Annotated in this window: 12 protein-coding genes; 6 read left to right on the forward strand and 6 right to left on the reverse strand. The window is 59.9% G+C overall.

Features of this window, described 5'->3' with window-relative positions:
- Positions 1 to 20: 20 nt before the first annotated feature.
- The 5 genes from CZ345_RS15975 (at position 21) to CZ345_RS16000 (ending at position 6,804) form a co-directional block, all read left to right on the forward strand.
- Positions 21 to 1,343, forward strand: coding sequence for a hypothetical protein (locus CZ345_RS15975; RefSeq protein ID WP_077074043.1), 1,323 nt, complete (start codon positions 21 to 23; stop codon positions 1,341 to 1,343).
- A 208-nt stretch (positions 1,344 to 1,551) separates the two neighbouring features.
- Positions 1,552 to 3,033, forward strand: a complete 1,482-nt coding sequence (locus CZ345_RS15980; protein WP_077074044.1) for a sensor histidine kinase — start codon at positions 1,552 to 1,554, stop codon at positions 3,031 to 3,033.
- Positions 3,026 to 4,405, forward strand: a complete 1,380-nt coding sequence (locus CZ345_RS15985) for a sigma-54-dependent transcriptional regulator (protein WP_077074045.1) — start codon at positions 3,026 to 3,028, stop codon at positions 4,403 to 4,405. Before CZ345_RS15980 ends, CZ345_RS15985 begins: the two co-directional genes overlap by 8 nt.
- A 540-nt stretch (positions 4,406 to 4,945) precedes the next feature.
- Positions 4,946 to 5,716, forward strand: a complete 771-nt coding sequence (locus CZ345_RS15995; protein ID WP_077074047.1) for a ParA family protein — start codon at positions 4,946 to 4,948, stop codon at positions 5,714 to 5,716.
- Positions 5,717 to 5,898: 182 nt separating this feature from the next.
- Complete coding sequence (locus CZ345_RS16000) at positions 5,899 to 6,804, forward strand: ParB/RepB/Spo0J family partition protein (protein ID WP_077074048.1); 906 nt, start codon at positions 5,899 to 5,901, stop codon at positions 6,802 to 6,804.
- Positions 6,805 to 6,910: 106 nt separating this feature from the next.
- Here CZ345_RS16000 and CZ345_RS16005 read toward each other — a convergent pair whose 3' ends face one another.
- The 6 genes from CZ345_RS16005 to hisS form a co-directional block, all read right to left on the reverse strand.
- Positions 6,911 to 8,296: an MATE family efflux transporter gene (locus tag CZ345_RS16005; RefSeq protein ID WP_162274993.1), complete on the reverse strand. Its 1,386-nt coding sequence runs from the start codon at positions 8,294 to 8,296 to the stop codon at positions 6,911 to 6,913.
- Positions 8,297 to 8,617: 321 nt separating this feature from the next.
- Positions 8,618 to 9,994, reverse strand: coding sequence for a transcription antitermination factor NusB (locus tag CZ345_RS16010; protein WP_083717546.1), 1,377 nt, complete (start codon positions 9,992 to 9,994; stop codon positions 8,618 to 8,620).
- A 56-nt stretch (positions 9,995 to 10,050) separates the two neighbouring features.
- A complete protein-coding gene (gene fmt / locus CZ345_RS16015) occupies positions 10,051 to 11,028 on the reverse strand; it encodes a methionyl-tRNA formyltransferase (RefSeq protein ID WP_077074051.1) in 978 nt (325 codons plus the stop codon).
- Positions 11,029 to 11,513: 485 nt separating this feature from the next.
- Positions 11,514 to 12,026: a peptide deformylase gene (gene def / locus CZ345_RS16025; RefSeq protein WP_077074053.1), complete on the reverse strand. Its 513-nt coding sequence runs from the start codon at positions 12,024 to 12,026 to the stop codon at positions 11,514 to 11,516.
- Positions 12,027 to 12,030: 4 nt separating this feature from the next.
- Complete coding sequence (gene aspS, locus CZ345_RS16030; RefSeq protein WP_077074054.1) at positions 12,031 to 13,890, reverse strand: aspartate--tRNA ligase; 1,860 nt, start codon at positions 13,888 to 13,890, stop codon at positions 12,031 to 12,033.
- Positions 13,891 to 13,902: 12 nt separating this feature from the next.
- On the reverse strand, positions 13,903 to 15,159 hold the full coding sequence (hisS, locus tag CZ345_RS16035; RefSeq protein ID WP_077074055.1) for a histidine--tRNA ligase: 1,257 nt from the start codon (positions 15,157 to 15,159) through the stop codon (positions 13,903 to 13,905).
- A 386-nt stretch (positions 15,160 to 15,545) separates the two neighbouring features.
- On the opposite strand from hisS, the gene CZ345_RS16040 reads away from it, so the two are divergent.
- A partial coding sequence (locus CZ345_RS16040; protein ID WP_144277400.1) for a transposase occupies positions 15,546 to 15,772 on the forward strand: 227 nt, incomplete at its 3' end.

Raw genomic sequence — 15,772 nt, forward strand, 5'->3', positions numbered from 1 at the left:
CCTTATCAGATGGTGCGCTTATGACTCAGGCAAAACTTGATTGGGCCCATGCCTGGCTGGGCGGCGTATCCGACCGCCCCTCCGACGATTCCTCCTTCATCGAAAGACTCAAGCAGGAACTGCCGGTTCTGCCGTTCCTGTCCCTTCCCTTTGCGGAAGATCTTATCCATCAACTTGAAATACATGAAGAGTTCCTGCGCAGCTTCAAACACATGCTTCTGCTCGGCATCGGCGGTTCGGCCCTCGGACCCCGCGCCCTGCAGCGCGCCTTCGCGCCCGGACAGGACCGTCCCAACTACGACGGCCCCAGCCTGTGGATAGCCGACAACGTTCATCCCGAATGGCTTCAGGCCCATCTGGACAGCCTCGTTCCCGAAGACACGCTGGTCGTGGTCATCAGCAAGTCCGGCGGCACCATTGAAACCATCGCCCAGTACCTCATCGTACTGCCCTGGCTGCAGGCGAAGCTTCCCGGCACCTGGCAGGAACACCTCTTCATGGTGACCGACGCCAACAAGGGCTTTTTGCGCGACGAAGTGGACAAATACGCCCTGCGTTCCCTGCCCGTACCGGACAATCTCGGCGGCCGTTATTCCGTGCTTTCCGCCGTGGGCATGGTTCCCGCCGTCTTCCTCGGCATGGACTGGAGAGGCCTCATTCAGGGCGCCATTTCCGTGGGCCGTCCGCTGGCCGAAAACCCCGAAACCCTGCTTCAGCACCCCGCGTGGAAGCTGGCCCGCTGGGCGTATCAGATGTCGGAAGCCGGCAAGAGCCAGGTGATCTACTTCTGCTACATCCCCGCCTGGTCCACCTTCGGCCCGTGGTTCTGCCAGCTCTGGGCCGAAAGCCTCGGCAAGGACGGCAAGGGCACCATGCCCATTCCCGCCACCGGCGTCACCGATCAGCACTCCCTGCTTCAGATGTTCCTGGACGGCCCCAAGGACAAGATCTGCCTCTTCGTCAGCTCTCCCGCCGACAAGAGCATTCTCTCCATGCCCACCAAGCTCCCCGAACAGTGGCAGTACCTCAAGGGCCACACCTTCGGCGACATTCTTGAAGCGGAAACCCTGGCCACCCGCGCCACGCTGGCCCAGAAGGACGTGCCCGTCGTGCACCTCGACATGCCCGACGAAAGCGCCTTCTCCGCAGGCAAGATGATGATGCTGCTCGAGGCCGCCACCATCTTCACCGGATGGCTCATGGGCATCAATCCCGTGGATCAGCCCGCCGTGGAAAACGGCAAGAAGCTCGCCCGCGCCCGTCTCGGTATGCCCGGTTCGGAAGAGGACGCCGCCCGTCTTGCCATGTTCACCGCCATTCCCTCGGAAAACATGGAATTCTAAGCGCTCCGGCAGCCCCTGCCGCCGTGCATGACATTCCCCCCGCATGAAAGGCTCCGGCTCCGCCCCACGCGGAGTCGGAGCCTGACGGCAGAAAAGGCTTTCGGGTAAAGGATAAGGTTCGTGTTTCCCCGGCAGGCCCACGCAGGCCGGGAAACGCCCGCTTCACCGGAGTCTCTGCGGCTCCGCAATCCTTTTCGAAGGTATCGTTATGGATGACGCAAGTCAGAACGGCGCGGACAACAAGCTGCCGTTCAACCTGGCAAAATTCTTTTCCTACATTTCGCTGGTGCTGATTCTCATTTCCAGCGTCATCCTCACGCTCTTCATCGGCCGCACCATGACAAGCTCCGTGCTGGAAAGCCAGCAGGAGTATGCGCTTCTTCTTGCAGACAACATCAACCGCCAGATTTTCCGCAAGTTCACGCTTCCCGTCACCTACGCTTCCGGCCGCGTCGCTCTTTCCAATCCGGCGCAGTACAAACTGCTCGACGAGGTCATACAGTCGCAGCTGCACGGGCTTCAGCTCTCCAGCGTGCGCCTTTACGACGACCACTACACCATTCTCTATTCCACCGATCCCAAGGAAGTGCGCCGTACCGACCTGTACACCGCGGGCATTCCTCTGGTATTTGAAGGAAAGCCCCATCACTTCGACGTGATTTCCTCCATTCCCTACACGCAGGCGCTGGTGACGCCCAACCTCAAGGACGGCACCTTCCTGCTGCGTACCGTCTTTCCCCTGACCATAGACTCCGACTTTCAGGGTCTGCGCCTGCGCGGCCAGCCCGTGCCCGTACTCGGCGTTCTGGAAATCGTGCAGGACATGACGCCGCAGTACCGGGGAACCATACGTTCCCAGTGGCTCATCATTGCGGGATTTCTCGTTTCCACGCTCATCCTGTTCTTCCTGCTGCACTTCGTGGCCCGCAAGGCGGAATTCACCCTGAGCCGCCGCATGGCCCGCAACCGTCAGCTGGAAGCCCAGCTCCATCAGGCGGAAAAACTGGCCAGCATGGGCCGCATGGTGGCTTCCATCGCCCATGAAATACGAAACCCCCTGGGCATCATCCGTTCCAGTTCCGAATTCCTCATCCGGCGGCACAAGACGGAAGACGCCACCACTCAGGCCATGCTCTCCGCCATCTACGACGAATCCTGCCGCCTCGGCACCACGGTCAACGACTTTCTGGACTACGCCCGGCCCCGTCAGCCGCGGAAGGACACCGTGAACCTTCAGGACGTGCTCAACAAGGCCATGGCCTTCCTCGGGGGAGAATTTCAGCGCCAGGGCGTGGAAATCCACGCGAATCTTTCCCCCGATCTCATCGTTCAGGGGGACCCCGACCTCCTGTACCGCGCATTCTACAACATTCTCGCCAACGCGCAGCAGGCCATGAAGGGCCCGGGGCAGATCTTCATCGAAAGCGCCCTGCCCGCCGACGGGCAGATAACCCTCACCTTCCGCGACACGGGCCCGGGATTCGCCGAGGGCACGCTGGACAAGGTCATGGACCCGTTCTTCACCACCAAGGACAACGGAACAGGTCTCGGTCTGCCCATCGTTCAGGCCATCATCGATTCCCACGGCGGCGGCATGAAGCTTGCCAACGCCCCGCAGGGAGGAGCGCTCATCACCGTCCGTTTCCCCGCGCAGCATACTTCAACCGAACAAGGAAGCTCCCATGAGTGACATATCCCACATTCTCGTCATCGACGACGAAAAAAACTATCTCATCGTCATGGAGGCGCTGCTCAAGGACGCGGGCTATGAGGTAACGGCGCTCAACGACCCGGAAATGGCCCTGCAGTTTCTGGACGAGTCGGAAGTGGACGTGGTCATCACCGACATGAAGATGCCCAAGCTCACCGGCAAGGAAGTGCTGCAGCGCATCAAAAAATCCTGGCCCGACCTGCCCGTGCTCATCATGACGGCCTTCGGCAGCATCGAAAGCGCGGTGGAAGCCATGCGCTACGGCGCCTTCGACTACATCACCAAACCCTTCGCCAACGACGAACTGCTGCTTTCCGTGCACAACGCCGTGGAACTTTCCAAGGCGCACCGGCAGTACAAGCTGCTGCAGGAATCGCTGGAGGAACGCTACCGCACCCATCACATCATCGGCAAATCCAAAGCCATCCGCAACACGCTCTCCATCGTGGACAGGGTGGCCGTAAGCCGCTCCACCGTGCTCATTACCGGCGAATCGGGCACGGGCAAGGAACTGGTGGCCCGGGCCATACACTTCAGTTCCCCGCGCAAGGAAGGCCCCTTCGTTTCCGTCAACTGCATGGCCTTCAACTCCGGCGTACTGGAAAGCGAACTGTTCGGCCATGAAAAAGGCTCCTTCACCGGCGCCGTGGCCACGCGCCGGGGCCGTTTCGAGCAGGCCGACCACGGCACGCTCTTTCTGGACGAAGTGGGCGAGCTCAGCATGGATCTTCAGGTCAAGCTGCTGCGTGTGCTCCAGGAAAGAGTATTCGAACGCGTAGGCGGCACGGACCCCATCAGCGTGGATATCCGCGTGGTGGCGGCCACCAACCGCGACCTCTCCAAAATGGTGGAGGAAGGAACCTTCCGCGAAGACCTCTTCTATCGCCTCAACGTCGTACAGATTCCCATTCCGCCCCTGCGTGAGCGTAGGGAGGATATTCCCCTTCTCATCGCTCACTTTACGGAAAAAATCGCCGAAGACAACGGCATTCCCGCCAAAAGCTTCAGCACCGAAGCGCAGAACTACCTTACCGGCTATGAATGGCCCGGCAACATCCGTCAGCTTCAGAACGTGCTGGAAGGCTGCATGGTCATGGTTCCCGGACCGGTCATCGGCGTGGACGATCTGCCCCCGGAAATACGCGGCGAGGAATCGCAGTTCAAAAGCGCCGTGGACCTTCTGCCCGTGGAACTCAACCTGGCCGACACTCTGGACAGGATAGAAGCCGCGCTCATCAAACGCGCGCTGGTCAGGGCCGACTTCGTGCAGGCCCATGCGGCGGAACTTCTGGGCATATCCCGCAGCCTCATGCAGTATAAATTGAAAAAGTACAACATCACCGGGCACTGAGCCTGAACACGTTTTCCGCGGGCGCATCATGCGCCCGCTTTTTTGTGCACGCCGAAAAGCCGAGGGAACTTCTCTCCGGGAAGCTGCCTCCCCCTCTTCGCCACAACGTGCTTTTCCGAAGACGCTCCCTGCCGCACGGAGAGCATTTCTTTTTCCGAACGCTGTTTTCCTCTCACCGCCGGAAACACCCTCCTCATGCCGTTTTCAGGCCGGCCCTCTCCCCAGCGAAGAGAGCCGCAGGAACACACGCTATTCCCGCAGCTCGTCCGGCTTCAAGCGCCACACGATCCGGGAAGTACCTGCGGAGAACGACCGGATGTCCCCCTTTTCCCAACAGGGAGCCCGCAAAACGAAACAGGAACAACCATTTTTACAACTTACCGGATTTAAACGTCTTTCCTCTTTGTCGTCTTTCTTCCTTCAGGAGTGTTTCACGTGAAACATTCCCTGCGCGGTCGTCCATGTTTCACGTGAAACACTCCTTGCTTTTCGCCATGTCAGCGTTTATGTAAAGAAAGACTTTGGGAAAGGAGCTTTATCTTGGCCAGAATCATTGCCGTCGCCAACCAGAAAGGCGGCGTGGGCAAAACCACCACGTCGGTCAACCTTTCCGCCTCTCTGGCTATCATGGAAAATCGCGTACTTCTGGTGGATTGCGATCCGCAGGCAAATTCCACCAGTTCTCTGGGATTCGACCAGCAGAATCTCACACGCAACCTTTATACCGCGCTTTGCGGCACCTCCACGCTGGAAGAAACGCTGCTCCCCACGGCAACGCCCTATCTTACCCTGCTTCCCTCTTCCACCGACCTTGTGGGCATAGAAATAGAGCTGGTGGACAAGATGGCCCGGGAATTCTATCTTGCCGACCTGCTCGGTCAGATAGCCGACAATTACGACTACATCATTCTCGACTGTCCGCCCTCCCTCGGCCTCATCACCATCAATACGCTGTGCGCCGCGCATGAAATACTCATTCCTCTGCAGTGCGAATTCTTTGCTCTGGAAGGAATCGTCAAGCTGCTGCATACCTACGAACAGGTACGCAAACGCCTGAACAGAGAACTGCAGATTCTGGGCGTGCTGCTCACCATGTACGATTCCCGCAACAAACTGGCGCGTCAGGTCAAGGCCGAGGCGGAACGCTGCTTTCCCAAGCATATGTTCGAAACCGTCATTCCCCGCAACGTGCGCCTTTCCGAAGCGCCCAGTCACGGAAAATCCATCCTGCATTACGACATCAAGTCCAAGGGGGCGGAAGCCTATCTGGCCCTTGCCCGCGAGGTCGTCCACAAAACGGCCCAGCCCTGAAGAAAAGGCGCCTGTCCGCGACTCTCTTCTTCCCCCTGCGGAAAAGAGGCGGCACGCCGTTCCCTTCCCTGAGCCGATGTTCCACAAAAAATCGGAAACACGAACATAGGCGACAGCATCCGGCCTGCGCGGCAGGCCTGCATGACCGTGAACCAGAGCCTGCGGCTCTCTGTGAGGATATCATGAACATTCCCGAACGCGGACTCGGCCGAGGCCTCAGTTCCCTTCTCAGTTCCGCCACGGAAAACGGCAGCGAGGAAACGAGGAAACTTGCCCTTACGCAGCTTGTTCCCGGCAAGCATCAGCCCAGAAAACTCTTCGACAACAACGCCCTTGCCGAACTTGCCGTCTCCATCAGAAACCAGGGCGTTATCCAGCCCCTTCTGGTACGCCTTCTGCCGGGTATGCCCCAGCGCTACGAAATCGTGGCCGGGGAACGGCGCTGGCGTGCGGCACGCATGGCGGGCCTTACGGAAGTGCCCGTCATCGTCACCGAATACACCGACAAGGAAGCCATGACCGTGGCGCTGGTGGAGAACCTCCAGCGTGAGGATCTGAATCCCATGGAAGAGGCCGAAGCCCTGCAGGCTCTGCGCAAAGCCCACGGCCTGAGTCAGGAAGCGCTGGCGGAACAGCTCGGCAAAAGCCGTTCCGCCGTAGCCAACAGTCTGCGCCTGCTCCAGCTCCCCGCCGCCATGCAGGAAGCGCTCGCCGTAAGCGACATCAGCGCAGGTCATGCCCGCGCCCTGCTCGCGGTAGCCGATGAAGGTCTGCGCGAGCAGCTTTTTGCCGCCATCCGGGAACATCACCTTTCCGTACGCGAAGCGGAAGCTGCTGCCGACACCTGCAAGCGCAGCGGCAGACTCCCGGAAAAGCTCCTCCCGCAAAACGGAACGGAAAAGCCGCGCGCTCCCCGTGCTCCCCGGCCGCAGGTCATCAGGGATCTGCAAAAGCTTCTGCGGCAGAGCAGCGGCACAAAGGCCACCATCAACGGCAACGAACAGAGCGGCCGCGTACAGATTCCCTACTCCAGCCCCGAAGAGCTGACCCGCATTCTCGGTATGCTTGGGCTGAAAGACGAAGATTGAGCAGGAAAACTTCCGATGCCCCTTCAAGGCGTCCGCGTTATGGCGGACGCCTTTTTTCGCCTCTCTGCCGAAGCTCATTCTTTTCAGAAAAACACGGCGGGAACGCTTATGCTTTCCCGCTCTTCCGCATCGCGGCAATCCTTTCTTTCACGGCGGCCCTCTCCACGGCATTGCGCCACGTTTCCCGGCGGTAGAATACCCATCCGCATACTGCGGGAATCAAAGGAGAAACGGCCTGCCCTGCATATATGCCCATGTAGCCCATACCGAGGATATCCGCCCCCAACCAGGCAAAAAACAGCCTTGCCGCAAAGGCTTCCAGCAACGCATTGCCGAGAGCGACATCCGCCCGGCCCACGCCCAGAGCGAAGGAATCGAAGCTGTACATGGCCACATACAGCACAGAGTTCACCGAACAGCACAGTCGAAGATACTCCACCCCCACCTTCACCACCTCCGATTCTGCAGGAGCAAAAAGCTCCATAACCGGCACGGCGAAAACCTGCACGGGAACGACCAGACATACGGTAACGGCCATACTCAGCCGGAATCCTTCCCAGAGCACCTCCTTCACTCTCCCGGCATTCCCCGCACCGGCGTTCTGCGCCACCATGGCCGTCACGGCCTGCCCTATCCCCCAGCACGGCATACCTGCAAGCGTGTTGATCTTCAGCCCTATGCCGGAAGCCGCCGCCACTGCCACCCCATAGCGGTTCAACATGGCCGTCATGATCAGAAACGACAGGTTCACCGCCGCCATCTGTGCCGAGGCGGGAAGCGACGTACGCAATACGACGGCGCAACGCCTCAGTTTCACGAAGCAAAAAAGCCCTCCTCCGCGTTCCGCCCGCAGCAACATCAGAGCGGCAAAAAAGGCTGCACCCTGAGCCGTCACCGTAGCCCATGCCGCGCCTTCCGTCCCCAGAGAGCACAGCCCTACCAGCACAAGATCCAGAACCATGTTCAGTATGGCGGAAAAAGCCGTAATCAGCAACGGGGCAAGGCCGCTGCCCAGCGCGCGGAGCACGGCGCAGGCCGTATGCATCCCGAAAACAAACACCGTCCCCAACAGAACCGTGCGTGTGTATGCAAGTGTTTCCTCCTTGATTGCGCCGGGCACATCAAGCCATGCAAGGGCCGGGCCGCACAGCAGGAAACTCCCCGCCCCGACAACCGACGCCGTGAGCAGTGAAAGAAAAAGCAGCGTATCCGTTGCCTCACGGCAGGCCTGCGCGCTCTTGTCCGCGGCGTGCCGCCCTGCTTCCACCGCCCCCCCGGAGCCGAAGCCCATTCCCAGCGAGGCCACGAAAAACGCCGCCATGTTGCCGTTGCTTACTGCCGCAACGCCGCTCTCCCCCACAAAACGGCTGACCACCAGCATGTCCGCCACACCGTATAAAAGCTGAAGCACCTGGGCCAGCATCAACGGAAGACTGAAAAAAACAAGTTCCCGGCCTACAGGGCCTTTCGTCATATCGTGATGAATGTTCATATGTCCGCCTGCATAAAAAAAGCCGCCTATGGCGGCCCTTCCTGAAACGCGTTCCTCAGGGGAACCCACGGCCGCACGATGAAGCGGCCATGCAGGCATGAGGGCAGACCCGGCCGAAACCGGACCATACCCGATGAACGGGGAAGCTTCGCTTCCCTTCAGCCCCGGCAACGCCTCATCGCAGAGAAGCCGGAGCGGACACAAGTCCGAGTTTCATATTCTTCCTTTCTCCCGGTCATGCGTTGCGGCCTCCCCGTACGGGACTCGACGCAAACACATTCTCATAATCCGGGCCGCTGCTGCACAGAGCGGCCCCGGCGTTCATGCATCCTTGCGGATAACGGCCAGAAACAACGCATCCTGCCCCGGAAATGCAGGAAGAAACATCTGCTTCTCCACAAGGCGCCCGCTCTTTTCCCGGGCAAAAGCCTCCACGCGGTTCTCGTTCTCCTCGCCATTCAGGGCACACGTCACATAAAAAAGCGCGCCGCCGGGCAGAAGCCTTGTCCACGCATGTTCCAGAATGGAAGCCTGCATACGTGCAGCTTCCCTGAGCCTCTCGGGCGAAAGGCGCAGCCGAAGTTCGGCATTACGGGCGAGCGTACCCGTACCGCTGCAAGGAACATCCAATAATATCAATGGGAAAGATTCTTCCACCTCTTCTGCCGGAGCACAGAGCAGCCTGGGTCTCGGCAGCCTGAGCCGCAAAAGCGCAGCCTTGAGTTCCTCCAGACGGAAGGCGGAAGGCTCGCTGGCAAGCGCCACATGCACGCCCTTTTCCAGAAGCGCCGCAGTTTTGCCGCCCCTGCCGCAGCAGGCGTCCCAGAGCGGAGCGTTCATGAGGTTCTGCCGTTCCATCCACGCTGCCAGGTATTCCGCAGCAAGCTGGGAGGTCGCTCCCTGCCGCGTAAGATCACCCCGCTTCTCAAAACTTTCCAGAAGCTCCTGCTCCCGGGCAGCCCCTGCCCGGCTCTTCTCCAGCCCCTGCGCGGAAAAACCGCCCTGCCCCACGGGGACATAGCCCTTATCCACCCAGTGCTGGACCAGCATTTCTCCCCAGGCTCTCGCCATGTTCGCACGCCAGCACGGCGCAGGATGAGCAAGGGTGTTGACCGCCAGGCGGCAGGCCTGTGCCGTGCCGTACTGTTCATCCCACATCTTTGCCAGCCAGAGCGGCAGGGAGGCCGCTTCCGCCATGCCCTCCGCATCCAGCTCCCCGCTCTCGAGCCTGCGCAGTTTTTCTTCCACGGCAAGGCGCAGGGCATCCGCCTCCCTGTCCACGGAGCGGAGCACGCCGTTGACCAGCCCGCCCAGGCCCTGCCCGAAACGGCGTCTGGTCAGATTGACCAGCTCGTTCACCGTAGCGCGTGCGGGTATGCCGCTCATGAACAGAATCTCGTACGTCCCAAGACGGAGGAGCATTCTCACCTGAGCAGAAAGAGCGCCGGGCTTTTTCAAAAATCCCGCAAGTGCCGCGTCGAGCAGCGATGCTCGACGCAGCACGCCGTAGACCAGTTCGGCAAGAAGAGCCGCATCCTGCCTGCCGAGGTCCGCCTCCTGCCCGTAACGGGCAAGCATGACGGGAAGCGGCGTCGTATCTTCCGGGTGCTGAAAAAGCTGATGCAAAAGCTCGAGTGCTCCGGTACGGGCGCCGGAGACGGCCTGTTTTTGAGGCGTTTTTTTTAATTTTTCAACCATCGGATCACGATTCGGCCTTCAGGGCCTTAAAAACGATTCTGGGGCGTTCTCGAGACTCAACCCTGTTTTTTACTTAAAACACCGTAGGGTTCAGGAAGATTCCGCAGGCGGCCGTTGTAAAAATCCGTCGCACTCATGGAAGCCTTGCCCGCAGGGCGCAGTCTGGTGATTCTGTAGGCTCCCGAACCGCAGGCCACAAGCAGCGCATCGCCGTCCATGCCCACGAGGGTACCGGGAGCATGATCGCCCTTCCCTTCCACAGGCTGCCCCGGCTCCAGGCGAAGCATGACGGGTTCGCGCCCCTCCATATTCAGCACGCTCTTGGCGCCGGGTACGGGGGTAAGGCCGCGGATGATGTTGTGAATGGACTTCGCATCCATGCTCCAGTCGATATATTCCTCTTCCGAGGTAATCTTGGCCGCATGGGTGACGAGTTCCTCATTCTGGCGCACAAAGGCCGCCCTGCCCTCGGCAATCATGCCGAGCGCCCCGACCATGAGCTTTGCACCGTGCTCGGCAAGCGTGTCGAACAGGGTACCAGCCGTATCTTCCGGTTCAATGCTCACCGCCTGCTGCAGCAGCATGGGGCCGGAATCCAGCCCGGCTTCCATCTTCATGATGGTAATGCCGGAAATGGTATCGCCGTTCATGACGGCGCGCTGTATGGGAGCCGCTCCGCGATACTGAGGCAGAAGCGAACCGTGCACGTTGTAAGGGCCCATGGCGGGAATATCCAGCACTCTCTGCGGCAGCAGCAGGCCGTAGGCCGCCACCACCAGCACGTCGGGCCGAAGCGCGGCAAGCGCCTCGACGTCGGCGTCCTCCCTGAAGTTGCGCGGCTGATACACGGGCAGGCCCAGTTCCATGGCCAGTTCCTTGGTGGCGGAAGCCTTCAGCTTCTTGCCACGCCCCGCAGGACGGTCCGGCTGCGTGTACACGGCCACCACCTCGCCGCCTTCCCAGGCGGCCACGGCCTTTAAAATGACCGCCGCAAAATCCGGCGTGCCCATGAAAACAATACGCAGTTTCGACATACAAGCTCCCTCTTGCAACTCTCCCGCACAGGACCTTCCGCCCTCGGCGGGAAAAAACGGCAACGCCTCTCCCCGGAGCGGCGATACGGACATTCCATAACAGCAGCGCGGCGGATGCTTCCCGGAAAAACGGGTCCGCGGCTGAAGCCCACTTTACGGGCTATGGGCCCGCGCGTCCAGCCTTCCCCTTCTCCCCGTCATTTTCCCCCGGAAAAAATCCCTGCAGCCGGCTATGCCCATACGGAACATGTTACGCGGGGCGGCCTCTTCATATTCCGCGCAAGGGTTATCTCTGCCGCCGATGTTCTTTCCCCCGAGCCCTGCAGTCCCGGAACACCTGCCTGTTTCGGAAGCCTGACGCTTTCTCCACAGGGCTGCCTCCTTTTCGGCATACGTTTTTACGGCAAACGGCACTGCCCTTCCTGCAGGACATCAAAAGGCCCGGGCTGAGCCCGGGCCTGAAGGATACGCAAGCGCGGCGGAAACTACTTTCTGCCCTTTCTCATTTTCTTGTCGTAAAGAGAACGCTTGAGATAGCTGATGTGATCGATGAACAGCTTGCCGTCGAGATGATCGGTTTCATGCTGCATACAGGCACCGTAATAGCCTTCGCCTTCGATGTGCACGGGATTTCCGTCCAGATCAAGGGCGTCCAGAGCCACACGACGGGGACGCTTCACCTTTGCGCGCAGTTCGGGCACGGAAAGGCAGCCCTCGTTTTCCTCATGGCCCTTGGGATCAAGCACGGTGACCACAGGGTTGACGAACACCTTGAAGTCCTGCGGCAGGTCGGGATCATTCTTTTCCTGCGACACGTCGATGATCACCACGCGCTTGAGCACGCCTATCTGCGGTGCGGCAATGCCCACGCCGCCCACGGTGGTGAGGGTGTCGAGCATGTCCTGAGCAAGAGCGCGGATCTCGTCGTTGATTTCGGCCACAGGTTCGCTCACCTTGGCCAGAAGCGGATCGGGATACTGAAGAACGGGACGAAGCATGGCTTTACTCCGCAGCCGTGCCGGGAGCCGGCGCGGCCTTTTCACGCAGCCGGATGCCCAGCTCGCGAAGCTGCTTGTTGTCCACGGGGGAAGGAGCTTCGGTCAGCAGGCAGGCGGCCTTCTGGTTCTTGGGGAAGGCAATGACGTCACGGATGGAGGAAGCGCCCGTAAGCAGCATGGCCACACGGTCGAGGCCGAAGGCAATGCCTCCGTGAGGCGGGGTGCCGTAGTCCAGAGCCTGAATGAAGTAGCCGAACTGAGCCTTGGCGGCTTCTTCGGTGAAGCCCAGCCCTTCGAACATGCGGGTCTGATCAGCGGGATTGTGGATACGGATGGAACCGCCGCCGATTTCGTTGCCGTTCAGCACCATGTCGTAGGCGCGGGCCTTGGCGCGGGCCGGATCGGAAAGCATGATGTCGTAGCTTTCGTCCTGTGCCGCGGTGAAGGGATGGTGGCAGGCCACCCAGCGCTGTTCCTCTTCACTGTATTCAAACAGCGGGAAATCGGTCACCCAGAGCAGATTCCAGGTGTTTTCGGGAATAAGGCCGAGCTTGCCCGCGAGCTTCACACGCAGGCTTCCCAGAGCGTTGTTCACCAGCCCCGGTTCCCCGGCCTGGAAGAAGACGATATCGCCCACTTCAAGACCGCAGGCTTCCGTAAGCCCGGCCCTTTCCTCGTCGGAAAGGAACTTGGCGATGGGAGACTGCCATTCGTTTTCATGAATCTTGATCCAGGCAAGCCCCTGAGCGCCGAAGCCCTTCACGAAATCGGTGAGTTCATCGATTTCCTTGCGGGTCATGGTGGCGCCGCCGGGCACGCGCATGGCCTTCACCAGCTTGGCGCCGGAGAAAAGCTTGAAGGCGGAACCGTGCACAATGGCCGTCACGTCCTTCAGCTTCAAGTCGAAGCGGGTGTCGGGCTTGTCGGAACCGTAGTCGCGCATGGCCACGTCATAGGGCATACGGGGAAGCGGAAGCGGAATGTCCACGCCCAGAGCTTCCTTGAACACGCGGGCAATGAGTCCTTCGGCCATGCCCATGACCTGATCTTCGTTCACGAAGCTCATTTCGATGTCCACCTGCGTGAACTCGGGCTGGCGGTCGGCGCGCAGGTCTTCGTCGCGGAAGCAGCGGGCCACCTGATAGTAGCGGTCCACACCGCTCATCATGAGCATCTGCTTGAACTGCTGAGGAGACTGCGGCAGGGCGTAGAATTCGCCGGGAGCCATGCGGCTGGGCACGAGAAAGTCGCGCGCGCCTTCAGGAGTGGACTTGGTGAGATACGGCGTCTCCACTTCCAGGAAGTCAAGCTCGTTCAAATAATTGCGGCAGGCCTGCACAATCTTGTGGCGGGTGCGGAGGTTCTTCGCCATGGAAGGACGGCGCAGGTCGAGATAACGGTACTGCAGACGAACGGATTCGGAGCAGTCGGTACGGTCCTCCACCAGGAAGGGCGGCGTCTTGGCGGTGTTGAGCAGCTTCCATTCCAGCACCACCACTTCGATTTCACCGGTATGCAGGTTGGGGTTGGTCATGCCCTCGGGGCGGGGACGAACACGGCCCTTGATGGCGATGACGTATTCACTGCGCAGAATATGGGCATCCTTGTGGGCTTCGGGAGCGATTTCGGGGCTGAACACCACCTGGGTGAGGCCGTCGCGGTCGCGCAGGTCCACAAAGATCAGGCCGCCGTGGTCGCGGCGATACTGCACCCAGCCCATGAGGCAGACGGTCTTGCCGTCATCGGCAATGGTCAGGTCGTTGCAGTGATGGCTGCGCTTCCAGTCGCCAAGGGGCTTGATGTAGCGGCCGTGCTCCTTCTGGATGTCGACGACGGACTTTTCGTTTTCTTCAAACTGGCTCATGACCATTCCTCTTTATTTTTCGGCATTCAGGCTGGCGGCGACTTCGGCACAGGGCACTTCGCGCTGCTCGCCGGATTCCATGTTTTTAACAATGACGCTGCCGGAGGCAAGCTCATTGGTGCCCATGATGAGCGTATAACGAGCGCCGGACTTGCCCGCCTGGCGCATGGTGGCCTTCATGCTGCGGCTCTCGTACCCCAGGGTACCGGAAAAACCCTCGCGGCGCAGGTTCTGCGCCAGAGCAAAGGCGGCGTCACGGCAGGAATCGTCGAGCACGGCCACATAGAAATCGGGAGAAACATCGGGAAGCTCACGACCTTCCAGAAGAAGCGCCAGGCGTTCCATGCCGCAGGCAAAGCCTATGCCGGGCACGGAAGGTCCGCCGAGCTGTTCCACAAGGCCGTCGTAACGGCCGCCGCCCGCCACGGAACCCTGAGAACCGATTTCATTGGAAACCACTTCCCAGGTGGTACGGGTGTAGTAGTCGAGCCCGCGCACCAGACGGTGATTGATTTCGTAGGGAATCTTTTCCGCATCGAGGTGACGGAGCACGGCTTCGAAGTGGGCGCGGCAGTCGGGGCATTCATTGTCCAGAATCACGGGAGCGTCGGCCGTGAGTTCCTTGCAGGAAGGAACCTTGCAGTCCAGCACGCGGAGAGGGTTGGTCTCCATGCGGCGACGGCAGTCCTCGCACAGCTTCGACTGATCGAGGCTTGCCAGCCAGTCGTGCAGATTCCTGCGGTACACGGGACGGCAGGAGGAGCAGCCCAGAGAGTTGATCTGCAGCGTCAGATTCCTGAGGCCCAGCTTGCCGAGAAATTCCATCATCATGCAGATGATTTCCGCATCAGCCTCCGGTTCCCGGGGGCCGAGGCATTCACAGTTGATCTGATGGAACTGGCGCATACGGCCCTTCTGGGGGCGTTCATGCCGAAACATGGGACCGATGGTAAAGAATCTGCTCACGGATTCGCGGGCATGGACGCCGGCTTCAATGTAGGCTCGCATGACGCCGGCCGTAGCTTCCGGGCGCAGGGACATGGAACGGCCCTTGCTGTCGGGGATGCAGTACATCTCCTTCTGCACCACGTCGGTTTCCGTGCCGATGCCGCGGCAGAAAAGATCCGTGTACTCCATGAGCGGAGTACGAAGCTCGCCAAAGCCGTAGCGGGGGAACACCTCGCGCGCGGTGGCTTCCATCATCTCAAAAAGACGGCTCTGCGCCGGGAACTGGTCGGCAAAGCCCTTGATAGCCTGAATCTGTGCCATGAACGGACTCCAGCAAAGTAGAAATAACGCATGAGGATAGGGCCTTTTTCCCCCATTGTCAAAGCTTCTCCCGCCACCGGAGATGCACGAAATAAGCGCTCTCCGGCAAAGTGGAAGCAGACACATGCTGCATAAGAAAACAATGTTCCCCGGATCCGGGCGCAAAAAGCGTTACCGCCTTTGGAAGAACAATTTTCTTCGGATACCTGCACGCCGAATCCGGCAGAAGCGCCTGCCGTGCAGGCACCCTCCCCAGCAAGGCAGAGGAAAAGATACCCGACAGGATAGGTGGAGCCTGAGAACAAGGAATTTCCGTTCCCTAGGCTCAGGACTCATTAGTTGCCAAAAGGGTAAGAAGTTCTTATTGTCGGCATAGGGAGGATGCCATGAAGGAACTTTTTTATCTTTCTCATGAACAGATTGCTCGTATCAAACGCTACTTTCCTCGTTCCCATGGCATTCCGAGAGTCGATGACAGGCGTGTCGTCAGCGGCATTATCTATGTCATCAAGCACGGCCTGCAATGGAAAGATGCTCCGCGCGAGTATGGACCATACAAAACTCTCTACAATCGTTTTATCCGCTGGAGCCGATTGGGTGTCTTTAACAGGAT

This window comes from Mailhella massiliensis (assembly GCF_900155525.1).
Lineage (GTDB): Bacteria > Desulfobacterota > Desulfovibrionia > Desulfovibrionales > Desulfovibrionaceae > Mailhella > Mailhella massiliensis.